29 protein-coding genes are annotated in these 24555 nt (G+C 40.7%); all 29 read left to right on the forward strand.

Going from position 1 to position 24555, the window contains the following annotated elements; translation table 11 throughout:
• Positions 1–55: 55 nt before the first annotated feature.
• The 29 genes from hslV to CE058_RS22440 all read left to right on the forward strand — a co-directional run bounded on the left by hslV (position 56) and on the right by CE058_RS22440 (position 24553).
• Positions 56–598 carry an ATP-dependent protease subunit HslV gene (gene hslV / locus CE058_RS22300; RefSeq protein ID WP_048009033.1) on the forward strand — a complete coding sequence of 181 codons (543 nt, stop codon included), beginning with the start codon at positions 56–58 and terminating at the stop codon, positions 596–598.
• Between the two features lie 17 nt (positions 599–615).
• On the forward strand, positions 616–2019 hold the full coding sequence (gene hslU, locus CE058_RS22305; protein WP_048009032.1) for an ATP-dependent protease ATPase subunit HslU: 1404 nt from the start codon (positions 616–618) through the stop codon (positions 2017–2019).
• A 148-nt stretch (positions 2020–2167) separates the two neighbouring features.
• Positions 2168–2947: a GTP-sensing pleiotropic transcriptional regulator CodY gene (gene codY, locus CE058_RS22310; RefSeq protein ID WP_035328947.1), complete on the forward strand. Its 780-nt coding sequence runs from the start codon at positions 2168–2170 to the stop codon at positions 2945–2947.
• A gap of 429 nt (positions 2948–3376) precedes the next feature.
• Positions 3377–3772, forward strand: a complete 396-nt coding sequence (gene flgB, locus CE058_RS22315) for a flagellar basal body rod protein FlgB (RefSeq protein WP_163145090.1) — start codon at positions 3377–3379, stop codon at positions 3770–3772.
• A gap of 2 nt (positions 3773–3774) precedes the next feature.
• Positions 3775–4227, forward strand: coding sequence for a flagellar basal body rod protein FlgC (flgC, locus tag CE058_RS22320; protein ID WP_048009030.1), 453 nt, complete (start codon positions 3775–3777; stop codon positions 4225–4227).
• A 12-nt stretch (positions 4228–4239) separates the two neighbouring features.
• Positions 4240–4545 carry a flagellar hook-basal body complex protein FliE gene (fliE, locus tag CE058_RS22325; protein ID WP_048009029.1) on the forward strand — a complete coding sequence of 102 codons (306 nt, stop codon included), beginning with the start codon at positions 4240–4242 and terminating at the stop codon, positions 4543–4545.
• Between the two features lie 150 nt (positions 4546–4695).
• Positions 4696–6297 carry a flagellar basal-body MS-ring/collar protein FliF gene (fliF, locus tag CE058_RS22330; protein WP_163145091.1) on the forward strand — a complete coding sequence of 534 codons (1602 nt, stop codon included), beginning with the start codon at positions 4696–4698 and terminating at the stop codon, positions 6295–6297.
• Between the two features lie 12 nt (positions 6298–6309).
• Positions 6310–7326, forward strand: a complete 1017-nt coding sequence (fliG, locus tag CE058_RS22335; RefSeq protein WP_163145092.1) for a flagellar motor switch protein FliG — start codon at positions 6310–6312, stop codon at positions 7324–7326.
• Entirely contained in the window at positions 7310–8095 is a 786-nt protein-coding gene (fliH, locus tag CE058_RS22340) for a flagellar assembly protein FliH (RefSeq protein ID WP_163145093.1), read from the forward strand. The genes fliG and fliH overlap by 17 nt, the downstream gene beginning before the upstream one ends.
• On the forward strand, positions 8092–9408 hold the full coding sequence (fliI, locus tag CE058_RS22345) for a flagellar protein export ATPase FliI (protein ID WP_163145094.1): 1317 nt from the start codon (positions 8092–8094) through the stop codon (positions 9406–9408). The genes fliH and fliI overlap by 4 nt, the downstream gene beginning before the upstream one ends.
• 3 nt (positions 9409–9411) lie before the next feature.
• Positions 9412–9855: a flagellar export protein FliJ gene (gene fliJ / locus CE058_RS22350; RefSeq protein ID WP_048009024.1), complete on the forward strand. Its 444-nt coding sequence runs from the start codon at positions 9412–9414 to the stop codon at positions 9853–9855.
• Positions 9856–9863: 8 nt separating this feature from the next.
• Positions 9864–10475 (forward strand): MotE family protein, encoded by a 612-nt coding sequence (locus CE058_RS22355; protein WP_163145095.1) that lies wholly within the window; start codon positions 9864–9866, stop codon positions 10473–10475.
• A 27-nt stretch (positions 10476–10502) separates the two neighbouring features.
• Complete coding sequence (locus CE058_RS22360) at positions 10503–11744, forward strand: flagellar hook-length control protein FliK (protein WP_163145096.1); 1242 nt, start codon at positions 10503–10505, stop codon at positions 11742–11744.
• A gap of 12 nt (positions 11745–11756) precedes the next feature.
• Positions 11757–12209, forward strand: a complete 453-nt coding sequence (gene flgD / locus CE058_RS22365) for a flagellar hook assembly protein FlgD (protein ID WP_048009021.1) — start codon at positions 11757–11759, stop codon at positions 12207–12209.
• A gap of 14 nt (positions 12210–12223) precedes the next feature.
• A complete protein-coding gene (locus CE058_RS22370; protein WP_048009020.1) occupies positions 12224–12616 on the forward strand; it encodes a TIGR02530 family flagellar biosynthesis protein in 393 nt (130 codons plus the stop codon).
• Between the two features lie 69 nt (positions 12617–12685).
• The gene (flgG, locus tag CE058_RS22375; protein ID WP_048009019.1) at positions 12686–13492 is read left to right on the forward strand and encodes a flagellar basal body rod protein FlgG; all 807 of its coding nucleotides are present in this window, start codon (positions 12686–12688) and stop codon (positions 13490–13492) included.
• A gap of 53 nt (positions 13493–13545) precedes the next feature.
• The gene (locus CE058_RS22380) at positions 13546–13770 is read left to right on the forward strand and encodes a flagellar FlbD family protein (RefSeq protein ID WP_048009018.1); all 225 of its coding nucleotides are present in this window, start codon (positions 13546–13548) and stop codon (positions 13768–13770) included.
• Positions 13757–14185, forward strand: a complete 429-nt coding sequence (gene fliL, locus CE058_RS22385; RefSeq protein ID WP_048009017.1) for a flagellar basal body-associated protein FliL — start codon at positions 13757–13759, stop codon at positions 14183–14185. The genes CE058_RS22380 and fliL overlap by 14 nt, the downstream gene beginning before the upstream one ends.
• A gap of 40 nt (positions 14186–14225) precedes the next feature.
• Entirely contained in the window at positions 14226–15224 is a 999-nt protein-coding gene (fliM, locus tag CE058_RS22390; protein ID WP_048009016.1) for a flagellar motor switch protein FliM, read from the forward strand.
• A complete protein-coding gene (fliY, locus tag CE058_RS22395; protein WP_048009015.1) occupies positions 15214–16512 on the forward strand; it encodes a flagellar motor switch phosphatase FliY in 1299 nt (432 codons plus the stop codon). The genes fliM and fliY overlap by 11 nt, the downstream gene beginning before the upstream one ends.
• An 18-nt stretch (positions 16513–16530) precedes the next feature.
• A complete protein-coding gene (locus CE058_RS22400) occupies positions 16531–16893 on the forward strand; it encodes a response regulator (RefSeq protein ID WP_048009014.1) in 363 nt (120 codons plus the stop codon).
• Positions 16894–16922: 29 nt separating this feature from the next.
• On the forward strand, positions 16923–17606 hold the full coding sequence (locus tag CE058_RS22405; RefSeq protein ID WP_227886714.1) for a flagellar biosynthetic protein FliO: 684 nt from the start codon (positions 16923–16925) through the stop codon (positions 17604–17606).
• Complete coding sequence (gene fliP, locus CE058_RS22410) at positions 17599–18264, forward strand: flagellar type III secretion system pore protein FliP (protein WP_163145097.1); 666 nt, start codon at positions 17599–17601, stop codon at positions 18262–18264. The genes CE058_RS22405 and fliP overlap by 8 nt, the downstream gene beginning before the upstream one ends.
• Before the next feature lie 17 nt (positions 18265–18281).
• A complete protein-coding gene (gene fliQ, locus CE058_RS22415; protein ID WP_009330744.1) occupies positions 18282–18551 on the forward strand; it encodes a flagellar biosynthesis protein FliQ in 270 nt (89 codons plus the stop codon).
• Between the two features lie 4 nt (positions 18552–18555).
• Positions 18556–19332 (forward strand): flagellar biosynthetic protein FliR, encoded by a 777-nt coding sequence (gene fliR, locus CE058_RS22420; RefSeq protein ID WP_048009012.1) that lies wholly within the window; start codon positions 18556–18558, stop codon positions 19330–19332.
• Between the two features lies 1 nt (position 19333).
• Positions 19334–20419, forward strand: coding sequence for a flagellar biosynthesis protein FlhB (flhB, locus tag CE058_RS22425; RefSeq protein WP_048009011.1), 1086 nt, complete (start codon positions 19334–19336; stop codon positions 20417–20419).
• An 83-nt stretch (positions 20420–20502) separates the two neighbouring features.
• Positions 20503–22539 (forward strand): flagellar biosynthesis protein FlhA, encoded by a 2037-nt coding sequence (flhA, locus tag CE058_RS22430; RefSeq protein WP_163145098.1) that lies wholly within the window; start codon positions 20503–20505, stop codon positions 22537–22539.
• Positions 22536–23684, forward strand: coding sequence for a flagellar biosynthesis GTPase FlhF (gene flhF / locus CE058_RS22435; protein ID WP_048009009.1), 1149 nt, complete (start codon positions 22536–22538; stop codon positions 23682–23684). The genes flhA and flhF overlap by 4 nt, the downstream gene beginning before the upstream one ends.
• Positions 23681–24553, forward strand: a complete 873-nt coding sequence (locus tag CE058_RS22440) for a MinD/ParA family protein (RefSeq protein WP_048009008.1) — start codon at positions 23681–23683, stop codon at positions 24551–24553. The genes flhF and CE058_RS22440 overlap by 4 nt, the downstream gene beginning before the upstream one ends.
• Positions 24554–24555 lie beyond the last annotated feature (2 nt).

A 24555-nucleotide genomic window follows, 5' to 3' on the forward strand; every position in this document is an offset into this window, starting at 1 on the left:
CGAATAGTCTGCAGAAAAAAATCAAAGGCAATATGCTCCAAAGGAGGAGTCTTTCATGTCCGAATTTCATGCAACAACAATATTTGCTGTGCATCATAATGGAGAATGTGCAATGTCTGGCGACGGCCAGGTTACCTTTGGAAATGCAGTTGTAATGAAACACACTGCAAGAAAAGTCAGAAAGCTTTTTAATGGGAAGGTGCTTGCTGGATTTGCAGGCTCAGTTGCCGATGCATTTACGTTATTCGAAATGTTTGAAGGAAAGCTTGAAGAGTATAATGGCAACCTTGAGAGAGCAGCTGTGGAGCTAGCAAAAGAATGGAGAAGCGACAAGGTTTTGCGCAAGCTTGAAGCAATGCTTATCGTTATGAACAAGGATAGTCTGCTGCTAATCTCCGGTACAGGTGAAGTTATTGAGCCGGATGATGGAATTCTGGCTATTGGATCAGGAGGCAATTATGCTCTTGCAGCCGGACGATCTTTAAAAAGATTCGCAGGCGAACACTTGTCAGCAAGAGGAATTGCCAAGGCCTCACTTGAAATGGCTGCCGAAATATGTGTATATACAAACCACAATATCATTGTGGAAGAACTCTAATAAAGGAGTGCTGTTGAATGGGTAAAGGAACAAGCTTAACTCCGCGCCAAATTGTTGAGCGCTTGGATCAATATATCATTGGTCAAAAGGATGCAAAAAAAGCAGTTGCGGTAGCTCTTCGAAATCGTTATCGCCGAAGCTTGCTGGAAGAAAAATTGCGGGAAGAAGTAAATCCTAAAAATATATTGATGATCGGCCCAACTGGTGTTGGAAAAACTGAAATTGCGCGCAGAATGGCTAAATTGGTAGGCGCACCATTTGTTAAAGTGGAGGCAACCAAATTCACTGAAGTAGGATATGTGGGCAGGGATGTTGAATCTATGGTCAGAGATCTTGTGGAAACATCCGTCCGTCTGGTAAAAGAAGAGAAGATGGCCAGTGTAAAGGAAAGAGCAGAAGAAAGTGCCAACCGCCGCATACTTGAACTGCTTGTACCTGGTGCCAAAAAGGCCGCTAATTATAAAAATCCACTTGAAATGCTATTTGGCGGAGGTAATGATCAGCAGCAGGATACGTATCAGACAGAAGATTTAAACCTCCAGGAAAAGCGCAAGATTGTAAAAGAAAAGCTTGCACTTGGCGAATTGGAAAATGAAGTGATTACAGTTGAGGTGGAAGAGCAGCAGCCTTCCATGTTTGACATGCTGCAGGGCTCTGGGATGGAGCAAATGGGCATGAATATGCAGGATGCCCTCAGCAGCCTTATGCCAAAGAAAAGGAAAAAAAGAAAACTGACTGTAAGAGAAGCCAGAAAGATCTTGACAAATGAAGAAGCCCAAAAGCTGATTGATATGGATGAAGTCAGTCAGGAGGCTGTATTCCGTGCTGAACAGTCAGGAATAATATTCATTGATGAGATCGATAAAATTGCCAGCAAAAACAGCGGCGGTTCATCAGCGGATGTCTCAAGGGAAGGGGTTCAAAGAGATATTTTGCCGGTGGTGGAAGGTTCAACAGTAGTAACCAAATACGGTTCTGTTAAAACGGACCATGTATTGTTTATTGCTGCAGGAGCTTTCCATATGGCAAAGCCTTCTGACCTTATTCCTGAATTGCAGGGGCGTTTTCCGATCCGTGTGGAGCTTACAAAGCTAACTGTTGAAGATTTCTACAAAATACTTGTGGAACCCGACAATGCATTAATTAAACAATATGAAGCATTATTGGTAACTGAAGGTATACAAATTGAATTTTCTGACGATGCTATTCGTAGGATTGCTCAATTTGCTTTCGAAGTTAATCAAAATACAGATAATATCGGTGCAAGGCGTCTTCATACAATCATGGAAAAGCTGCTCGAAGATTTATCATTTGAAGCACCGGACATCACCATGGAAAAAATCACGATTACCCCTCAGTATGTTGAGGAAAAGCTCGGAGCCATTTCCCGCAATAAGGATTTAAGCCAGTTTATACTATGACCTCATAGTTTAAAGGCTAAGGTCAAAGGGTAACGGAAAGTGAATCCTGAAAAAAGTCAAAATGACGTTTGATTCAAACAGAAGCAATAAGATATTAAATTTTAACAAAATATATGTTTATGGGTTGCAGCAAATAGGAGGAAATACAATGGATTTATTAACAAAAACAAGAAAGATTAATGCAATGCTTCAAAGAGCAGCCGGAAAGCCGGTTAACTTCAAAGAAATGTCAGAAACACTTAGTGATGTAATCGAAGCAAATATCTTCGTAGTAAGCCGCAGAGGCAAACTGCTTGGATTTGCAGTAAACCAGCAAATCGAAAATGAGCGCATGAAGCAAATGCTTGAAGATCGTCAGTTTCCTGAAGAATATACGAAAAACTTATTTAACATCCAGGAAACTTCATCAAACCTTGATATGGAAAGCGAATATACTGCATTCCCAGTTGAAAACAAGGACCTTTTTGCTAGTGGATTGACTACAATTGTTCCAATCATCGGCGGCGGTGAGCGTCTCGGCACACTTATTCTTGCGAGATTACAGGAACAGTTCCATGATGATGATTTAATTCTTGCTGAATATGGCGCTACTGTAGTTGGCATGGAAATTCTGCGTGAAAAAGCGGAAGAAATTGAAGAAGAAGCTCGCAGCAAAGCTGTTGTACAAATGGCAATCAGTTCTCTTTCTTACAGCGAGCTTGAAGCGATCGAGCATATTTTTGAAGAGCTTAACGGCAACGAAGGACTTCTTGTTGCGTCAAAAATTGCTGATCGTGTAGGAATTACCCGCTCTGTAATCGTAAATGCCCTAAGAAAACTGGAAAGTGCAGGAGTTATTGAGTCCCGTTCTTTAGGAATGAAGGGTACTTATATCAAAGTCCTAAATGACAAGTTCCTGGTTGAATTGGAAAAGCTTAAATCAAACTAATATAATCTGTAACCCGTCCCTCAGTGGCGGGTTTTTTTTGTTACAAAATTATTACGATTAAAATTGGTAAATTTATGAATTTTAAACAAAATTTATAAGTTCATTAGTCATAGACTACATAATTTTCAAGTGGAACATTTAAAATTATAGTCCATAAGAACTAGAATAGGGGAAGCGAGAAAAATTCAGAAGGAATAAAGAATAAACTGGTTATGGAAATTATTACAAAATAACTTGTGTAACTTTCAGCATATTTAAAAGATTTGTCGAAAATAGGCCAAAAGAATCATTAAAATTAACCTTATGTACATAGACATATTATTTCATATTCATTACAATAATGTTTATGATGACATATTTTGTCCATTATCACCAAATTTCTACAATAATTACCATGTAAAAATTTTGTTTTTATTCGAGGTGTTATGATTGAAGCTGTTTTCCGGCACTATATCAACATTAGAACAAGCATTGAATTATTCTTCTCTTAAACAAAAAGTAATTTCACAAAATATTGGAAATGCTGATACTCCAAACTATAAAGCAAAAGATGCTAGCTTTAAAGCTGCTTTCAAGAGCGCTTTAAATGATTCAATGGATGCGAACAAAAGTGATTATAGACATTACGATTTTAAAAATGTTTCATCCTCAGGGCAAGGGATAGTGACCATACCTGATACTTCTTACAATCATAATGGCAATAGTGTGGATTTAGATAAGGAAATGGCGGATCTGGCTACAAATCAGATTTACTATAATGCAGTTATTGAACGGGTAAGCGGCAAGTTTTCCAGTCTGCAGAATGTATTGCGGGGAGGCAAGTAGTAATGTCTATGTTTCATAGTATGAACAACACAGCATCGGCACTAACTGCCCAAAGGCTCCGCATGGATGTGATTTCTTCAAATATGGCCAATGCGGATTCTACAAGAAGTATAAATGGAGATGGACCCTACAGAAGGAAATCAGTAGTACTGGAACCGAAAGAAGGGCAGTTCTCATCCTTTTTAAATATGGCCATAAGCCGAAAAGGAGGAGTTTCAGCAGGTAATGGGGTAAAGGTGTCAAGAATTGTAGAAGATCGAGTGACCCCAACTAAAATGGTTTATGATCCTTCCCATGTCGATGCGAATGAAGACGGATATGTTGAAATGCCCAATGTCGACCCTTTACGAGAGATGACAGATCTTATTAGCGCCACCAGGTCATATGAAGCGAACGTAACGGTTTTTAATGCTTCTAAAGGGATGATGATGAAAGCTTTGGAAATCGGCAAATAAGGAGAACCTTAAATGAATAATGTAACTTTTATGCCAGTGAATGCTTTAAAGCCTGCTGAAAATCAAAAGACTCATACATATACATCATTCGATGGTCAGCAAAGTTTTTCGTCGGTCTTGAAGCAATCAATTGAAAAAATAAATGATGCACAGATTCAGTCAGATGCTATGACTGAAAAACTTGCCAGGGGAGAAAATATTGATCTTCACCAGGTGATGATTACTTCACAGAAAGCGAGCATTACAATGCAGGCTGGACTAGAAATCAGAAATAAAGTAATTGAAGCTTATCAGGAAGCTATGAGAATGCAGGTTTAATATTACAGCTGTTCCATTGAAAAAACTTAGAAAATTGAAAGAATCCGCTGATTGGTGGGGTTTTTTCAATTTTTTAATGAAAGAAAATGATTAAAGCTAAAAACTAGTCATGGCGGTTATTAGCTTAGACAGAATAACCGGAGGATTGTGATGAAAGAAACGCTACAGAGATATATAGGCAACTTGAAAGAATATTGGGGAAGCAGGTCTAAAAAACAAAAGACAACTATGATTAGTGCCGCTGTATTATGTTTATTGCTGATTGCAGCTGCAGCTCTCTTTAGTACCAGGACCAATCTCGTTCCCCTATACAGCAACCTGACACCTTCTGAAACTGGAACGATAAAAGAAAGTCTCGATACCAGAGGCATTGTATCTGAAATAGCAGATGGCGGAACAACCATTAAAGTACCTGAAGAGTCAGTAGATACCCTGAAAGTAGAACTGGCAGCAGAAGGAATTCCTAAATCAGGAAGCATTGATTATTCATTTTTCAGCCAAAATGCCGGAATTGGCATGACTGAAAACGAGTTCAATGTTCTGAAGCTGGAAGCAATGCAGACGGAGCTTGCGAATTTGATGAAAGGGATCGATGGAGTCAACGATGCCAAGGTAATGATTAACCTTCCGGCGAAAGGCATTTTTGTAAATGATCCTTTAGAGGAAGCCTCTGCTTCTATTGTCCTTAACACAAAACCAGGTCATCAATTTGAAGAATCGCAAATTCAGGCGCTTTATCACCTGGCTGCGAAAAGCATACCAAATCTTCCCACTGATAATATCGTCATTACCAACCAGTTCTTTGAGTATTTTGATTTAAAAAATGAACAAAATTCACCTGAAAGTACTTTTGCGGCACAGCATGAAATTAAAAAAGAAATCGAGCGTGATGTACAGCGCCAGGTGCAGAATATGCTGGGCACTTTAATGGGACAGGATAAGGTGGTTGTATCTGTAACCGCCGATATTGACTTTACCCAGGAAAACAGGGAAGAAAACCTGGTTACACCTGTTGATGAAGAAAATATGGAAGGTATTGCTATCAGTGCTCAAAAGATTACGGAAACGTTTACTGGAAACGGTGATCCTGCAGGCGGATTTACTCCTGCTGGCGGCAGCGATGAACCTGCCGGCACTGATGCTGCTACTTATCAGGAAAACGGAAATTCCAACGGGGATTATGAACGAATAGAAGAGACTATTAATAATGAAGTTAATAAAATCCGCAAAGAGATCGTTGAAAGCCCATATAAAGTCCGGGATTTAGGAATCCAGGTAATGGTGGAACCACCGACAGCGGATGATCCTGCATCACTTCCGCAGGAAAGAATAAATGATATTACACAAATCCTCGGGACTGTAGTTCGTACGACTATTAATAAAGATGCAGCAGCTGATGAATTAACTGATGAGGCAATTCAGGATAAGATTGTCGTCTCAGTACAGCCTTTCAACGGAAAAGTTGAATTTCCTGATGAGACAAGCACCAGCATTCCCTGGTGGATTTATGCAATCGGGGGAATACTGCTGTTAATTATCGCTCTATTAATCTTCCTTTTTGCAAAAGCGAGAAAGAAGCAGAAACAAGAAGAGGAGATGGAATTAGAAGCACAAGAGACATTCAGCCTTCCGAATGTTAATGATGAGCATGAAACAGAGAGTACAATGAGGCGCAAACAGCTGGAGAAAATGGCAAAGGAAAAGCCTGAAGACTTTGCGAAGCTTCTTCGCACATGGATCGCAGAAGATTAAGGAGGATGAAAAATGCCAAAAAAAGAACAAAGAGAACTCACAGGTAAGCAAAAAGCGGCTATTCTTCTTATTTCACTTGGTCCTGATGTTGCATCCTCTGTTTATAAACACTTAAGCGAGGAAGAAATTGAAAAATTGACCCTGGAAATCTCAGGGGTCCGAAAAGTTGATTCGTTTGCAAAAGAAGAAGTCCTTGAAGAATTCCATCAAATTGCCCTGGCGCAGGATTATATTACACAGGGAGGAATCGGTTACGCAAAAACAGTTCTCGAGAAAGCACTCGGTACAGAGCAGGCTTCAGTCATTATTAACAGGCTGACTTCTTCTCTTCAGGTAAGACCTTTCGATTTTGCGAGAAAGGCTGATCCGGCACAAATTCTTAATTTTATTCAAAATGAACATCCGCAGACAATCTCCTTGATATTGTCATATCTTGATCCAGCGCAGGCCGGGCAAATTCTGTCAGAGCTGCCGCAGGAAATGCAGGCGGATATTGCAAGAAGGATCGCTGTTATGGATAGTACATCTCCTGAAATTATTAATGAAGTTGAACAGATTCTTGAAAGAAAGCTGTCTTCTACTGTAACTCAGGATTATACTCAGACCGGCGGCATTGAATCGGTGGTCGATGTTCTAAATGGAGTTGACCGTGCAACAGAAAGGACTATTCTGGATGCACTGGAGATTCAGGATCCAGAGCTTGCTGAGGAAATTAAGAAGAGAATGTTTGTGTTTGAAGATATCGTTACCCTGGACAGCCGCGCTATACAGCGCGTTATCCGTGATTGTGAAACTGAGGACCTCATGCTTTCATTGAAAGTGTCGAGTGATGAAGTCAAAGAAATCGTCTTTAAAAATATGTCTTCAAGAATGGTTGAAACCTTCAAAGATGAAATGGAATATATGGGTCCTGTGAGATTAAGAGATGTTGAAGAAGCCCAGTCAAGAATAGTTGGCATTATCCGCAGATTGGAAGAATCAGGGGAGATCATCGTCGCTCGCGGCGGAGGAGATGATATTATTGTCTAGGCTAATAAAATCATACTCTCCCGCAGTGCCGAAAGAAGAAAAGAAAGTCATTTCGATCAGACTGATGCAAAGCAATTCAAACCATATTGAAGAGGCAGTGGAGCAGAGTGCGGCGAGACCCCATGAAGAGCTTCAAGCCATGCTGAACAGCGCCCGTGAGGAAGCTGAGAGGATTGTAAACGCTGCAAGAATAGATTCTGAAAATGTGGCCCGGCAAATGGACGAACAGCGCAAGGCGCTTGAACAGGAAAAACAAAAAATATTTGAAGATGCCAGAATAAAAGGGTTTGCTGCTGGAGCTGATGAAGGCAGACAAAGCGGTCACAGGGAATACAGTGAACTGATTCATATGGCAAGAGAAGTTGTAAACACTGCCAAACATGATTATCAGCTGCACATCGAATCCTCTGAACGTACCATTCTGAACCTTGGATTAAAGGTTGCAGGGAAAATACTCAGCGAAGTTCTTGAACAGAATAGTGACCAATTCCTTTCTATAGTAAAAAGGGCTTTAAAAGAAGCGAGAGAATATACTGAGATTCAGCTCCATGTACACCCAATACACTATGATTTGCTTCTATCCCATAAGGAAGAACTAATCCGGGTATTTCCTAAAGAGACAGATTTATATATTTATCCGGATGAGGAACTAAGTAATACAAGCTGCATAATTGAATCAGCCAACGGACGAATTGAAGCCAGTGTTGACAGCCAGCTTGAAGAAATAAAAAGAAAACTCTTTGAGATGCTGGAGAGTGAACCAAATTGAATTTTGAACAGCTGATCAGCGAGATAGAAAAAATTGATAGCTTTAAGCGTTTTGGCAGAGTAAAAAGAGTAGTGGGTCTGATGATTGAGTCCCAAGGCCCGGAAAGTTCTATTGGGGATGTATGCATCATTCATATCGGCAAAGGACGGACAAGAAAGATCCAGGCGGAAGTAGTCGGATTTAAGAATGAGAATGTGATACTTATGCCTTATACAGATGTACAGGATATTTCACCAGGCTCTCTTGTCGAGACAACCTCGAGACCTCTTGAGGTGAAGATAGGCCCGGCTCTAATTGGACAGGCAATAGACTCACTCGGAAAGCCTCTAGATGGGTCCATGCTCCCAAAAGGGCTGACGCCAGTCCTAACGGAACAAACTCCTCCTAATCCTCTGAATAGACCGCCGATCTCTGAACCTATTGAAGTAGGTGTAAGAATGATCGACAGTATGCTGACTGTGGGAAACGGACAGCGGGTCGGGATATTTGCAGGAAGCGGAGTTGGAAAGAGCACTCTTCTTGGAATGATAGCCCGCAATACTAATGCAGATTTAAATGTGATTGCCCTTATTGGCGAGAGGGGCAGAGAAGTAAGGGAGTTCATTGAGAGAGACCTGGGGCCGGAAGGGCTGAGAAGATCCATAGTGGTTGTAGCTACCTCTGATCAGCCGGCACTCATGAGAATCAAAGGGGCATACACAGCCACAGCAATTGCTGAATATTTCAGGGACAAAGGCTTAAATGTCATGTTAATGATGGATTCAGTAACCAGGGTGGCAATGGCTCAGCGGGAAGTCGGCCTTGCAGTCGGAGAACCGCCAACAACTAAAGGCTATACGCCATCTGTTTTTGCTGTACTACCTAAGCTGCTTGAAAGAACAGGTACAAACGAATACGGCTCTATAACGGCATTTTATACCGTACTGGTGGACGGCGACGATATGAATGAACCAATCGCGGATACTGTCAGGGGAATATTGGATGGACACTTTGTTCTTGACCGGTCATTAGCGAACAAGGGGCAGTATCCAGCTATTAATGTCTTGAAAAGTGTAAGCCGTGTAATGAATCATATAGCAGATGCATCTCATGTTAAATCAGCTGAAAAGGTAAGAGAAATGCTGAGCACATATATCAATGCAGAGGATTTAATTAATATTGGAGCCTACAAACGCGGCTCATCGATGGAAATAGATGAAGCCATAAGATTATATCCTTCGATTATCTCTTTTTTGAAACAAGAAACGAACGAAAAAATTTCTATCTTGGAAAGCATTGGCCAATTAAAGGGATTAGCTGGAAAAGGGGAATAAAAAATGCAGTACCAATTTAAATTTAATAAAATCCTGACGATTAAAGAAAGAGAAAAAGATCAGGCATTTGATGTATATAATCAGGCTGTAAAACGATTTGAAGAAACTGCAAAGAAACTGTACGATCTGCTGAAAAAGAAAGAAGATCTGGAAGAATATCAGCAATCAAGACTGGCTGAAGGACTTCCGGTTCAGGAAATCAGGCATCACCAGCATTTTGTGAGCAGCCTTGAGAAAACAATTGACCATTATCAAAAGATGGTGGCAAATGCAAGAAGCCAAATGAATTTTCAGCAGGAAAAACTAATGGAAAAAAATATTGAAGTAAAGAAGTTTGAAAAAATGCAGGAAAGAGATTTAGCAGGCTTTTTGGAAAGCATGAAGCAAGCAGAAGGAAGGCAAATGGATGATATCTCGATTCAGCTGTATATGAATCGGGGAAATTAGGTGGTTAAATGGAAAAAATACCAGAAGAACAAGAGACACGCAAAACTAGCCGGTTTCAATGGTTTATATTTGCTTTCTTAATTCCGATTCTGTTCGGAATAACCGTAGCCCTGCTGGTTTTCACGCTATCAGGAAACAATATTTTTGAAACAGCCAAAAAATATAGCCAGGAAGTGCCATTTCTAGCTTCAGTTTTTAATGATAAGAACTCCCGTTCACAGGAAGTTAAGGAAGAGCAGCTCATCGGAATGCAGGCAGAAGTTAAAGATCGGGAAGCAAGAATATCTCAGCTGGAAAGCCAGCTTGACAGCAAAGAGCAGGAAATAGAAAGGGCAGGGCTCGAAAAGCAGAGGCTGGAGGAAGAAATCAGCGAGCTTACGGCTATAAAGGAAGAGAACAAGCGGGCCTTTAAAGATATCGTAAAGACTTATGAAAACATTTCTGCTAAAAAAGCAGCACCCATTTTAAGTGAGATGAAGGATGAAGAAGCAGTAAAAATCCTTGCAAATGTTAATTCTGATACGCTGGCTGACATTATGGAAAAGATGAATCCCGAAGATGCCGCACGTTATACAGCACTCCTGACAGCTGCTAAAAAAGCAGGCGGATCAAATAATTAACAGAAATCTTGAAAGGAGGTGAAATAGGTGCAAATCGGAGGATTAGGATTCATTCAGTCACAATATTCATCCAAAGATAAATTATCTCTGCAGGATGCACCGGGCAGTGGTTTTGGAAGTCTTTTCTTCGCTTTAACCGGAACCGCCAAACCGCAAGGAGAAAGCTTAACTTCTCCAGCAGATGAAAATGAGATCGGACAGTTAAAAGAAATTATTGAATTTCTAAAAGTAAGTGAGATCACGGAAGCAGAAAACGGAAGCGAGCTGCTAGATAAGATTTCCTTTCAAAATGAAACTGACATTATTGATATCATTTCAGAGCAGCTGGATCTTTCACAGGAAGAATTGGTGCAGATGCTTGAAGGTTTTATTGAACAGGTTCTGCCGGAAGTAAAGCTTAAGGATGTATATCCCGAACAAGATATAGATGCAGAAAATAAAATCCGTTTTTTAATATCCGCAATCTCCAATTTTGAACAAAAAGAAGGCATCAACTTGCAGGGGAAAGATCTTAGCGGGGCATTGAAAGTTCTGAAATTGTATGAATTGCTTTCTGCGAAACAAGACTTTCACACTAGTAAACTAAACCTGAAAGATTTCCTGAAAGATGTTCATGTGAAAATTGAGAGTCTGATAAACAATAGAGAGGGTATTTTACAGAAGATTTTTACCCCGCTTGCAAACGAATTAAACTCTATAAAACAACAAAATAATGCTGCTAATGAACCTGCGGGTCAGACTGCTGCTAAAATCATACACAGAGCAGAAACTGGTTTACAGGGATTTATTCAGGTTCAATCCTTTTCAAAACCTGAACAGATGGCTCTCCTGAATCCTCAGGGAAAGACAGTAAGTGCAGACCAGCTTATGCAGCAATTTGAAAACATATTATCAAGGAGCAGTTTCCTCAAAACGGGAGGGACACAAAAGCTTTTTATCAAGCTGAACCCTGACCATCTTGGAGCTCTGAGGATAGAACTTATTCAAAAGGACTCAGCGATGATTGCCAGGATACTTACTTCCTCTGGAGCAGCTAAAGAAATTCTGGATTCACAAATTAACGGATTGAAGCAAGCCTTGAGTTCACAAAACATCCAGTTCGAGAGAATAGAAATCTCCCAGCAAATGACGCAGCAGGATCGGTCTTTTAACAAAGATCCCCAGCAGCAGGAACAGAGGCAGCAGCAGAACAAGGATGATCATAATCCGCAGCCTGAGAGAGAATTTAACAGCTCTTTTGAAGAAGCACTTCTTAATACAGAAGCATAGGAGTGATAGAAATTGGCAAATACAATAGATTCTTCCCTAATGCTATCAAACTACCAAAGCCAAAACCGAAAAACCGGCTCAGATATATTAGGAAAAGATGATTTCCTTAAGATTCTGATGACACAGCTGCAAAACCAGGATCCCATGAATCCGATGCAGGACAAGGACTTCATTGCGCAAATGGCAACCTTCTCGTCTTTGGAGCAGATGACCAATATGAATAAGACGATGGAGAAGTTATTGGCTTTTCAGGAGCAGAACCAGCTGATGACATACAATAACTTTCTGGGGAAAAACGTCACCTGGCATAAATTGACCGAATCAAGTGAACCAAACCAGGACCCAAGTATAGAAGAAGGAACTGGGAGAGTAGTCTCTATCCAGTATAAGAATAATTCTGCAATATTTATTTTGGATGATGGAACGGAGCTTGAACCTGCAAATATTTCTCAACTAAATGAATAAAAGGAAGTGAGTGGGTGGATAAACTTATTTTTCGTCCGATCCACACCCAGCCGGTAATTACACCAAAAGAGTATGCCGTTCAAACTTCAAAGCAATCAAAAAATACATTCTCTGCCCACCTCCAGACAGCCTTGCAGACTGAGTCCCAATTAATAGTCAGCAAGCATGCAAAACAGAGACTCCAACAGAGAGGTATAGATATTAGTGCAGAGCGATGGGGGCAAATTGAAGAGAAAGTTCAGGAAGCCAAGCATATGGGTGTTAAAGAATCCCTGGTATTGCTCAAAGATGCAGCACTTATAGTAAGTGCAAAGAATAATACAGTGATTACTGCAATGGATCGTAAAGAGGCTCAAACCCAAATATTCACAAATATCAATGGAACCATAATTCTGGATAATAACTAGGCTGGACCGTAGAAGGAGGCCTAAGCTGCTGACTGACAGAAGCAGCATAAAGAGAGGAGCAACTAACTAATGTTACGTTCAATGTATTCAGGAATAAGCGGAATGAAAAACTTTCAGACAAAGCTTGATGTTATTGGGAATAATATTGCAAATGTTAATACTTTTGGATATAAAAAGGGTCGGGTTAATTTTAAAGATATGGTGAGTCAGACTATTTCAGGTGCAACAGGAAGCGGGGCTAATTCAGGCGGTATAAATCCTAAGCAGGTTGGCCTTGGTTCCCAACTATCCTCAATTGATACAATTGATACACAGGGGAGTTTACAAACTACTGGCCGTGTATTGGATATAGGGATTCAAGGTGATGGCTATTTAATGGTTCAGCGGGGAAATAACACCTTTTACACCCGCGCTGGAAATTTGTATCTGGATGATAATGCAAATCTAGTTACAGCATCAGGAGATAAAGTTAAAGGAGCTGATGGGACAGCTATCCAGTTAAATGGAGGGAATGCTACCGTCATTAAGAGCTTAAGTATATCGAATGATGGAACTATAAACTTTTTAATAGACGGGAACGATACCCTGCAGACTGCCGGACCAATTGGAATAGCACGCTTTAATAATAATGGCGGTCTTGAAAAAATTGGAGACAATCTCTATAAGGACACTGTAAACTCAGGTGATGCAGTCCCATTGACCCCGGGAGAAGACGGTGCTGGAGTACTCGTTTCCGGTACACTGGAAATGTCAAACGTAGACCTGTCAGAAGAATTCACTGAAATGATCACAGCACAGCGCGGTTTCCAGGCAAACACACGAATCATTACAACATCAGATGAAATCCTGCAGGAGCTTGTTAATTTAAAACGTTAATCTAAAGGAGGGTCAGGGCTGAAGGTACAGGATATTTAGCCCTGAAATAAACATTGATTAAAGTATCTCGCCTGAACGGCAAAACTTTTGTATTGAATGCTTTGTACATAGAAACAGTAGAGTCTTTTCCAGATACGACAATTACGCTCACGAATGGGAAGAAGTATGTTGTAAAGGAATCTGAAGATCGAGTCATGCAATCGATTTTAAAATTCTATCAATCTGTTAATCTACTGGGGCAGCAGCTGGCGGAGGGAAATGAAAATGAAGAACAATAAGCTGTTAATGATAATGTTAATGATGCTTGTAGCAATCACGCTTATAGGAGCTATTGCCCTGGTGCTTGTAATGAAGTTTTCGGGTGATAATGAAACAAAAGAGCCGACCATTGATGAAGTGCTGGAGGCCTCTGTGGATATTCCGCAAGTTACAGCCAATTTAGCGAGTGATGATTATATCAGGATTTCTTTTAAAATCCAGACTGAAAACAAAAAAGCAAAAGAGGAATTGCAAAAAAGAGATTTTCAGGTTAAAAACCTCATCATTCAGGAATTGTCCGAAATGAAAGCAGAGGATATACAGGGGAAAGAAGGCCAAATCAAGCTGCAGGAAGATTTGAAAACCAAGATAAACGGTTTAATGCAAGAAGGAAAGATCGTTCAGGTGTACATAACTGAATCTCTCCTCCAGTGAAAACCAAATAATTTACTGCAATAAATGGAGGTGAGGATTCATGTCAGGTGAGGTCTTATCGCAGAGCGAGATTGATGCCCTGCTTTCGGCTCTCTCTACCGGAGAAATGGATGCTGATGAGCTGAAAAAGGAACAAACTGAGAAAAAAGTAAAAGTTTATGATTTTAAAAGAGCATTAAGATTTTCTAAAGATCAAATACGAAGCTTAACAAGAATTCATGAAAATTTTGCCCGGCTTTTAACCACCTTTTTTTCTGCCCAGCTGAGGACCTATGTGCAAATTTCGGTTGCTTCTGCGGACCAGATACCATATGAAGAATTTATCCGGTCCATACCGAAAATGACCATATTGAATGTAATTGAAGTGCCCCCTCTGGATGGAAGAATTCTCATGGAAGTGAACCCAAACGTCGCTTATGCCATGATGGACAGGCTGATGGGCGGCAGAGGATCAAGCATCAATAAAATTGATAATTTAACAGAAATTGAAACAAAAATCATGTCAGCTACATTTGAAAGGGCCTTTGAAAACTTAAGGGAAGCCTGGAGTACAATCGCTGACATTGATCCGATATTATCTGATTTTGAGGTAAATCCGCAATTTCTGCAAATGGTCTCTCCAAATGAAACAGTTGTCGTAATCTCACTAAATACGATCATTGGGGAAACGAGCGGAATGATTAATATATGTATACCTCACGTTGTTCTTGAGCCCATTATTCCTAAGCTGTCTGTACATTATTGGATGCAGACGGACAAAAAGGAAAGGGAGCCGGAGGTCATTGCCAGGCTAGAACGAAACATTCAGAAAGCCGAAGTTCCGGTCATATGTGAACTCGGCAGTTCTGACATAGCCATACAGGATTTCTTAACACTCGATATTGGAGATGTTATTGAGTTAAACCAGGGGATTGACCAGGCTCTTACAATAAAAGTCGGCAATATCCCGAAATTCATCGGACAGCCCGGAAAAATGAATAAAAAAATGGCAGTGCAAATTTTAGACACTGTGAAAGGGGGAGATGAGGATGATGAGTGATGATATGCTTTCGCAAGATGAAATTGATGCTCTATTAAGGGGAGCAGCTGACGACAGCGAAGAAACAGACAATTATAATGAAGCATTTTTTCAAACTGAGGATTATTTGTCCCATATGGAGCAGGACGCTCTTGGTGAAATCGGCAATATCTCATTTGGAAGCTCTGCTACAGCATTGTCTACTTTGTTAAATCAAAAAGTTGATATCACAACACCTGCTGTATCAGTTGTTTTGCGTAAAAAATTAGCTGATGAATTCCCGCATCCTTATGTAGCAATTCAGGTGAATTATACGGAAGGCTTCTTTGGAAGCAACCTGCTTGTAATACAGCAATCAGATGCAGCCATCATTGCTGACTTAATGCTTGGGGGCGATGGTACCAGCCCGGCTGACCTAATGGGGGAGATTCAGTTAAGCGCCGTTCAGGAGGCAATGAACCAGATGATGGGTTCTGCAGCCACTTCTATGTCAACCATCTTTGGTAAAAAGGTAGATATTTCACCGCCGGCAATCGATATTCTTGATTTGCCTCAGGGAGAAGGTGCCGATCGAGTCCCGGCTGATGACATGCTTGTAAGAATTTCGTTCCGTTTGAAAATTGGCAGTCTGATTGACTCGAATATTATGCAGCTGCTTCCTTTGGAATTTGGCAAAAGCCTTGTAAATGAATTATTAAATCCTGGTCAGGACCTTTCAGAAAATAGCGCTTTCTCTGAAGAGAAGCCGGCGGCGCAAACACAGCCCGATTATAAGGAAAGCCAGGTTTCTTATGATCATAAACCTGAAGTACACACAGGCGGACTAGATCAGCCTTACACTCAAACGAGTTATTCCGGAGAGCAGCCGGCATATTCGCAGCCGGTAATGAGTCAGGCAACAAACCCTCAAAGCTATCCGCCTGCTCAAAACCAGGCTCAGCATTCCGGACCGCAGCATTTCGGAGGCACTTATGCAAATGGAGTGCAGCCGAATGTACAGCCGGCGGCCTTTTCGAGTTTTGAACCATACCATATGCAGGAGACTGAAACAAAAAATTTAGATATGCTTTTGGATATACCGCTTCAGGTAACGGTCGAGCTGGGAAGGACCAAACGTTCCGTAAAGGAGATTCTTGAATTGTCTTCCGGTTCAATTATCGAACTGGATAAACTGGCAGGTGAACCTGTTGATATTCTGGTGAATAACCGTTTAATTGCACAGGGTGAAGTGGTTGTCATTGATGAAAACTTTGGTGTGAGAGTTACAGATATTATCAGCCAGAGTGACCGAATAAAAAAATTAAGATAAAAAGTGGGGGTTATTATAATGGCACATAAAATTTTAATAGTTGACGATGCAGCTTTTATGCGAATGATGATCAAAGATATTTTATCCAAGAATGGGTATGACGTAGTAGGCGAAGCTGCTGACGGTGCGCAGGCTGTTGAAAAATATAAGGAAACACAGCCTGACCTTGTCACAATGGATATAACCATGCCGGAAATGGATGGAATTACAGCTCTGAAAGAAATTAAAAAATTAAATCCAGCTGCAAAAGTCATTATGTGTTCTGCAATGGGCCAGCAGGCGATGGTTATTGATGCCATTCAGGCTGGAGCAAAGGATTTTATCGTAAAACCGTTCCAGGCTGATAGAGTACTGGAAGCAATTGGCAAAACTTTGGGCTAGTCATTATTCTTTTTAGAGGGTGCAAAATAGTGTGTAATGTAAAGAAAGTGATTTCTTTGCTGCTGTTGTTTTCAATTGTTCTGCTGGGCGTGCAGCCGCAGGCCCAGGCAGAGCAATTGAATAATAGTGTTAAAGAATGTATGAAAAATCCTGAGGAATGCGGAAAACAGGAGTTAAAAGAATCAAAGGATTCAAAGACAGCAGAAGGACAGAAACAACAGGATGAAAGCGGCAAAATTGGCCTTACTTTTTGGGATTTTATAAAGATGATTTTAGCAACAGGCTTCACGATTGGATTACTGTATGGTCTTCTAAAGTTCATCAATAAAAAAAGTAAGGTGTATAACAGGTCGCAATTGGTTGAAAACCTCGGAGGGACAGCTTTAGGTGCAAACAGGTCAATTCAGCTGATTAAAGTTGGAAAACGCATTTTGGTAGTAGGGGTAGGAGAAAATATTCAGCTGTTAAAAGAAATAGACAACTCAGAAGAGTACAGCCAGATCATCAAAGAACATAATGACAAACTTGAACAGCTTATCCGTCCAAGCGACATTGTGACAAAGGTGATGAAAAGAACACAGCAAACAGAGGAAAACAAGCAAGGCAGCCAAAACTTCAGTGCACTGCTCGGGATTCAGCTGGATGAAATGAAAAAGGGCAGAAAAAAACTGTTTGATGAATTAGAAAGAAAGGGCCAGAAGAAAGATGAATGAATTCATGGAGTTTTTTAATAGCAGCTCTCCTGAAAATGTATCTACATCTGTGAAGCTTTTTTTATTGCTGACGGTACTTTCTCTCGCACCGAGTATTCTAATATTAATGACATGCTTTACAAGGATTGTCATAGTTCTTTCCTTTGTCAGAACGGCGCTTGCTACTCAGCAAATGCCGCCGAACCAGGTTTTAATCGGCCTATCCTTATTCCTGACATTCTATATTATGGCTCCAACCATGCAGGAAGTGAACGAACAGGCTTTAACTCCTTTATTCAATGAAGAAATAAATCTGGAACAAGCGTACGAAAAAGCATCAATACCCTTCAAGGAATTTATGAGTGCCCACACAAGGCAGAAGGACTTGGCTCTATTTCTTGAATACTCCGGGGCTGAAGCGCCGGCTTCCATTGAAGATATTCCGCTTACGAGTCTTGTTCCGGCATTTGCCATAAGTGAAATTAAAACAGCTTTTCAAATTGGCTTTATGATTTTTATTCCTTTTCTGGTTATCGACATGGTTGTTGCCAGTGTGTTGATGTCCATGGGGATGATGATGCTTCCTCCGGTTATGATTTCGCTTCCGTTCAAAATATTATTATTTGTACTGGTGGACGGATGGTACTTAGTAGTTAAATCCCTTTTACAAAGCTTTTAAGCAGGTGAACATTCAGAATGACTCCAGAAACAGTTATATCCATTGCAGAAAGAGGGATCATCACTGTATTGATGATTTGCGGTCCCTTGCTAATTCTGGCACTAGTAGTCGGCTTAGTTGTCAGCATTTTTCAGGCTACAACTCAAATTCAGGAACAGACGCTGGCTTTTATTCCTAAAATTGTAGCGGTCCTTGTCGGTGTTGTATTCTTTGGTCCTTGGATGCTTAGCCACATGCTCTCGTATGCAAATGAGATTTTCTCTAATTTGACCAGGTTTGTAGGCTGATGACATGTTAGATTTTCTGCCTTCTTTTCCGGCTTTTTTACTTATTTTTGTAAGGGTGACATCTTTCTTTTTAATGATGCCCCTTTTTTCTTACAGATCCATCCCGGCATCACATAAAATTGGCCTTGGCTTCTTTTTGGCCTGGATTATGTTCCTGGGCATGGATGTTCCTGCACTTGAAATTGACGGCACATTTTTTCTTTTAATCATAAAAGAAGCATTGGTTGGGCTGATGGTTGGATTTATTGCCTATTTAATCCTTTCAGCCATTCAAATTGCCGGAGGGTTTATTGATTTTCAGATGGGTTTTGCCATTGCGAATGTGATTGATCCGCAGACAGGAGCGCAGAGCCCTTTAATGGGACAGTATTTGTATACGATCGCTCTCTTTTTTTTATTAACCGTTAATGGTCACCATCTCATGCTTGATGGAGTGTTTTACAGCTATAATTTTATCCCGCTGGATCAGGCATGGATTTCTTTCGGGGATGAAAATATGGCTGAATATGTCATTAAGGCCATGAATACGATGTTCGTTATTGCCTTTCAGATGTCCATCCCAGTTGTCGGCAGTCTGTTTCTTGTAGATATTGCGTTAGGGATTGTCGCCAGGACAGTTCCGCAGCTAAATGTTTTTGTCGTTGGACTTCCTTTGAAAATAGGCGTCAGTTTTATTGTTCTGATCGTTGTTATGAGTGTATTAATATATGCTTTTTCCCTTGCAATTGAAACGATGCTGCAGACAATGAGAGGGCTTATGGAGCTTATGGGAGGTTCATAGAATGAGGTTACTGCTTTCTTTAGATCTTCAGCTGTTTTCCGGAGAAAAAACAGAAAAAGCCACTCCGAAAAAAAGGCAGGATTCTAGAAAAAAAGGACAAGTAGCCAAAAGCCAGGATGTTAATACAGCCATCGTCCTTTTAGCTGTGTTTCTGTTTTTGCTGTTTGCCGGATCGTATTTGAAGAATATCATCCTTTATATATTTACGCATTCATTTAATGATTATATGAAGATGCCGCTGACAGAGGCGAATGTTCAGGTGATTTTTCTTGATGTACTAAAGGAACTGGTGCTTTTTTTAGGTCCTATCATGCTGATTGCTATGCTTGCGGGTGTAGCTGCAAACTTCATGCAGGTAGGCACTCTTTTTTCAACAGAAGCCATACAGCCTAAATTGGAGAAACTGGATCCGATAAAAGGCTTTAAGCGCATTTTTTCAATGAGGGCGATCGTGGAGCTGCTAAAGTCAATGCTTAAGATTGCTTTTGTCGGTGTCGCTGCGTTTACCGTTTTATGGTTAAGGATGGATGAAATATTAATTCTTTCCCAAAAATCAGTAGGAACGGCGATGGCCACAATTGCCAGCCTGACCGTTCAAATGGGTTTAATTGCTTCAGCGGCACTTCTATTTTTATCCGTCCTGGACTATCTGTATCAAAAATACGATTTTGAAAAGAACATTCGCATGTCAAAACAGGACATTAAGGATGAACACAAAAATATTGAAGGGGATCCGTTAATTAAATCCAAGATTAAGCAAAGACAGAGGGAAATGGCAATGAGAAGGATGATGCAGGAAGTCCCTAAAGCAGATGTGGTTATTACCAACCCGACACATTTTGCCATAGCCTTGAGCTATGATGAAACAAAAAGTGATGCTCCTATTGTAGTGGCGAAAGGTGTGGACTTTGTTGCCCAAAAGATTAAATTAATCGCAAAGGAGCATGATGTAATCGCTGTTGAAAACAGGCCGCTTGCCAGGGCTCTTTATAGTCAGGCAGAAATTGGCCAGGCTATCCCTGAAGAGTTTTTCAAGGCTGTTGCAGAGATTTTAGCTTATGTGTACAGAACTAAAAACAAAATTTAACCAGAGAAATATGAAATAGCTGGTCTTAGGAAGCTGTTGAATGGCTGCCAAGGCGTTTCCGCTTTTGTAAGGAGAGAGTTTCGATGCAAGTAAGAGACTTATCAGTATTGATGAGTGTAATTTTAATAGTAGCCATGCTTATTATTCCTTTTCCGCCTTGGCTTTTAAGTGTACTGATAATCATTAATATTGCGCTTGCACTTATGGTTTTGCTGACGGCCATGAATATGAAGGAAGCGCTAGAATTTTCCATTTTCCCTTCCTTAATATTGTTAATGACATTATTCAGGCTGGGATTGAATGTTTCTACAACCAGATCTATTTTATCGGAAGGGGAAGCAGGAAGGGTCGTTGAAACATTTGGTTCATTCGTAACCGGCGGTAATGTTATAGTCGGACTTGTTGTATTCTTAATCCTCATTATTATTCAATTTATCGTCATTACCAAAGGTTCTGAGAGGGTTTCTGAAGTTGCGGCGCGTTTTACACTTGACGCCATGCCGGGTAAACAGATGAGTATCGATGCAGACTTAAATGCAGGGATGATCTCTGAGCATGAAGCTCGCGAGCGACGTGAAAAAATCAGCCGTGAATCTGATTTTTACGGTTCAATGGATGGAGCCAGTAAATTTGTAAAAGGTGACGCCATTGCAGGAATCATTATAACTCTAATAAATCTTCTGTTCGGAGTAGTCATTGGGATGATGCAGCTGGGGCTGCCGTTTGGAGAGGCTGCGATGAAATATTCTACACTGACCGTCGGAGACGGAATTGTCAGTCAGATTCCGGCACTGCTAATCTCTACGGCGACGGGTATTGTCGTAACAAGAGCGGCGTCAGATGGAAATATTGGTAAAGATATTACTTCCCAGCTATTTGCTTATCCGAAAATGTTATATGTTACTGGCGGAACTATCATTCTGCTAGGGTTATTGACACCAATAGGGCTCGTTTTAACACTGCCGATTGGCGGCTTGATGATTTTTGGCGGATATACGATTGCCAAGACTCCACAGCCGGATAAGGAACAATTGCTGGAGATGGAAGAAGAAATCGAGACCGATGAAATGAAAAGTCCTGAAAGCGTGGTTAACCTATTAAATGTAGATCCGATAGAATTCGAGTTTGGCTATGGGTTAATACCTCTTGCTGATACGAATCAGGGCGGGGACCTTCTGGACAGGATTGTCATGATCAGAAGACAGCTGGCGATTGAATTGGGTCTAGTCATTCCGGTAGTTAGAATACGTGATAATATTCAGCTGCAGCCGAATGAATACAGATTGAAGATAAAAGGAAATGAAATGGCCCGCGGAGAGCTTCTGCTTGATCATTACTTGGCAATGAGTCCCGGTATTGATGATGATAGCATCGAAGGTATTGATACGATTGAGCCTTCCTTCGGCCTGCCGGCAAAATGGATAACAGAAGAAATGAAAGAGCAGGCAGAAATTTTCGGCTATACAGTCGTTGACCCTCCATCTGTTGTATCTACTCATATAACAGAGGTTATAAAAAGCAATGCACATGAGTTATTAGGACGCCAGGAAACAAAACAGCTGATTGATCATGTTAAGGAAAGCTATCCGATCCTTGTTGAAGAAGTTACACCAAATCCGTTGTCTGTCGGTGAAGTTCAAAAGGTGCTTGCAAAATTATTGAAGGAAAACATCTCGATCCGGAATTTGCCGGTTATTTTTGAAACGCTTGCCGATTTTGCCAAATCTACAAGTGATACAGATTTACTTACAGAATATGCCCGTCAGTCTTTGGCCAGACAAATCACGAACCAGTTTTCACAGCAGGGTGATTCTATAAAAGTCGTTACCCTTTCAGGGAGAGTTGAGAAAATGGTTGCAGAAGGTGTTCAGCAGACAGAACAAGGCAATTATTTATCTATGGATCCTGCGGTATCGCAGAATATTCTTGAATCGATAGCGTCCCAGGTTGAACAGCTTTCATTGATGGAGCAGACGCCAATTGTCCTTTGTTCTCCAGCAGTCAGAATGTATGTCAGACAATTAACAGAAAGGTATTTCCCGCAAATACCTATCCTTTCCTATAACGAGCTGGAAGCAAATGCGGAAGTTCAAAGTGTCGGGGTGGTGAATATAGATTGAAGGTAAAAAAGTTCATGGCAGCGTCCATGCCTGATGCGATGAAACAAATACGCGCGGAACTGGGTAAAGATGCCGTAATTTTAAATTCACGAGTAGTATATATAGGCGGGTTTTTAGGCTTTTTTAAGAAGAGAAGTATAGAAGTGATGGCAGCAGCAGATCCAAATCAGGAAATAGAGCAAAAACCCGCTGTTAAGCCTGCAGTAATCCCTGCTGCTGCAAATCATTTCAAGGAAAACACTGAAGAGTCCCCATTTACAGGATCGAAAACTTCAAATGAGCTGATTAGAGAGATTAGCAGCTTAAAACAAATGATGTCCTCATTGGCTGGTGGACAGCAGATAAGTATGGTTTACCCTGAACCGGTAAGAAAAGTCATGCATGTTCTCAAAGAACAGGAAATTGACAATTCCATTCAGGACCAAGTGCTTCAAGTATTGCTGGAAAAATGGTACCTGGGCGGTGCCAAAGCTAAAGTTACTGAAGTAGAAGCCTGGCTGCATGAAGAACTAATAAAGCAAATTGAGAATATTCCATTCAGCGGGATTTCATTCACCAAAAAATATATTAATGTAGCAGGTCCAACTGGCGTAGGGAAAACAACTACCTTGGCGAAGATGGCAGCAGAGTGTGTAATTAAACATAAAAAAAAGGCTGCATTTATCACAGCCGACACCTACAGGATCGCGGCGATCGATCAATTAAAAACATATGCAGGCATCCTGGATATACCTTTAGAAGTTTGCTATACAATAGATGACTTCAGACAGGCAGCAGAGAAGCTGAAAGATTACGACCTTGTACTAATAGATACAGCCGGACGGAATTTCAGGAACAGACAGTATGTGGAAGATTTAAAGAATGTGATTGACTTTGAGAAGGATATGGAAACCTTTTTAGTGCTCTCGCTTACCGCGAAACAAAAGGATATGGAAGATATATATAATCAGTTTTCAATTATAGACATTGATAAACTTATCTTTACAAAGGCAGATGAAACGTCAACTTACGGTGCCATGTACAACATCATTAATAAATACAAAAAAGGTGCAGCTTATATTACAAATGGCCAGGATGTTCCTGATGATATCCTGATGGCAGGGCCGGAAGCTATTGTAAAACAACTAATGGGGAATAAGAAATGAACGATCAGGCAGAAAGGCTAAGAGCAAGACTGAAAGAAGAAGACGGCCGAAGTCATCAATTTAAAACAATTGCAGTGGTAAGCGGAAAAGGGGGAGTAGGGAAAACAAATTTTTCATTGAATTTCTCTATTTCCCTATCCAAAACGGGCTACAGAGTATTGTTATTCGATTTGGATATTGGCATGGGGAATGTTGAGATTCTCATGGGAAGATCAGCTGAGTATTCAATTGCTGATTTTTTAGAAATGGATATACCTTTAAATAATATTATTTCAGAGGGGCCATATGGACTGAATTATATTGGCGGCGGGACGGGCCTTTCGCATATTGTGAAACTCGATGAAGAGCAAATTTCCAGATTTACCGGAGAACTTGCCCAGCTCATTCAAAACTATGATTATATCATTTTTGATATGGGTGCAGGCATTACAGAAGAATCGGCGAAGTTCATACTCTCTGTTCAGGAAATAGTGGTCATTACTACACCTGAACCAACGTCTATCACAGATGCATACTCAGTAATGAAGAATATACATCTTTTGGATGATAAGATTCCATTTCAATTGGTCATTAACAGGTCTGAAGGAGAACGGGAAGGGCAGGAAACATATAAAAGGATTTCTGCTGTCGCTTCAAGGTTTTTAGGGAGGGATGCTGACCTCCTGGGAATTATTCCGGATGATCGCACCATACAGCAGGCTGTTAAACGGCAGATTCCTTTCATTATTTATCATGAAAATTCAGCTGCTTCAAAAGCAATTCGGAGTATGACTGAGAAAGTTGGCGGCAGGCCTGGAGGGCCTGCTGGTGAGTATCATACTTCCCAATTTATTTCAAAGCTCAAAAAATTTCTTTTTAATAGGGGGTGAAT

Origin of the sequence: Bacillus sp. 22-7 (assembly GCF_010628845.1) — a bacterium.
Lineage (GTDB): Bacteria > Bacillota > Bacilli > Bacillales > Cytobacillaceae > Cytobacillus > Cytobacillus firmus_B.

Excerpts from the sequence above, each read along its gene's own strand:
- fliL (WP_048009017.1), top strand. The coding sequence starts at position 13,757 with ATGAAGAACAATAAGCTGTTAATGATAATGTTAATGATGCTTGTAGCA.
- CE058_RS22440 (WP_048009008.1), top strand. The coding sequence starts at position 23,681 with ATGAACGATCAGGCAGAAAGGCTAAGAGCAAGACTGAAAGAAGAAGAC.
- fliP (WP_163145097.1), top strand. The coding sequence starts at position 17,599 with ATGAATGAATTCATGGAGTTTTTTAATAGCAGCTCTCCTGAAAATGTA.
- CE058_RS22355 (WP_163145095.1), top strand. The coding sequence starts at position 9,864 with ATGGAAAAAATACCAGAAGAACAAGAGACACGCAAAACTAGCCGGTTT.
- flhB (WP_048009011.1), top strand. The coding sequence starts at position 19,334 with ATGAGGTTACTGCTTTCTTTAGATCTTCAGCTGTTTTCCGGAGAAAAA.
- hslU (WP_048009032.1), top strand. The coding sequence starts at position 616 with ATGGGTAAAGGAACAAGCTTAACTCCGCGCCAAATTGTTGAGCGCTTG.
- flgC (WP_048009030.1), top strand. The coding sequence starts at position 3,775 with ATGTCTATGTTTCATAGTATGAACAACACAGCATCGGCACTAACTGCC.
- fliG (WP_163145092.1), top strand. The coding sequence starts at position 6,310 with ATGCCAAAAAAAGAACAAAGAGAACTCACAGGTAAGCAAAAAGCGGCT.
- hslV (WP_048009033.1), top strand. The coding sequence starts at position 56 with ATGTCCGAATTTCATGCAACAACAATATTTGCTGTGCATCATAATGGA.
- fliR (WP_048009012.1), top strand. The coding sequence starts at position 18,556 with ATGTTAGATTTTCTGCCTTCTTTTCCGGCTTTTTTACTTATTTTTGTA.
- fliY (WP_048009015.1), top strand. The coding sequence starts at position 15,214 with ATGATGAGTGATGATATGCTTTCGCAAGATGAAATTGATGCTCTATTA.
- fliH (WP_163145093.1), top strand. The coding sequence starts at position 7,310 with ATGATATTATTGTCTAGGCTAATAAAATCATACTCTCCCGCAGTGCCG.
- fliE (WP_048009029.1), top strand. The coding sequence starts at position 4,240 with ATGAATAATGTAACTTTTATGCCAGTGAATGCTTTAAAGCCTGCTGAA.
- codY (WP_035328947.1), top strand. The coding sequence starts at position 2,168 with ATGGATTTATTAACAAAAACAAGAAAGATTAATGCAATGCTTCAAAGA.
- fliM (WP_048009016.1), top strand. The coding sequence starts at position 14,226 with ATGTCAGGTGAGGTCTTATCGCAGAGCGAGATTGATGCCCTGCTTTCG.
- flhA (WP_163145098.1), top strand. The coding sequence starts at position 20,503 with ATGCAAGTAAGAGACTTATCAGTATTGATGAGTGTAATTTTAATAGTA.
- fliF (WP_163145091.1), top strand. The coding sequence starts at position 4,696 with ATGAAAGAAACGCTACAGAGATATATAGGCAACTTGAAAGAATATTGG.
- fliQ (WP_009330744.1), top strand. The coding sequence starts at position 18,282 with ATGACTCCAGAAACAGTTATATCCATTGCAGAAAGAGGGATCATCACT.
- fliJ (WP_048009024.1), top strand. The coding sequence starts at position 9,412 with ATGCAGTACCAATTTAAATTTAATAAAATCCTGACGATTAAAGAAAGA.
- CE058_RS22400 (WP_048009014.1), top strand. The coding sequence starts at position 16,531 with ATGGCACATAAAATTTTAATAGTTGACGATGCAGCTTTTATGCGAATG.
- flgG (WP_048009019.1), top strand. The coding sequence starts at position 12,686 with ATGTTACGTTCAATGTATTCAGGAATAAGCGGAATGAAAAACTTTCAG.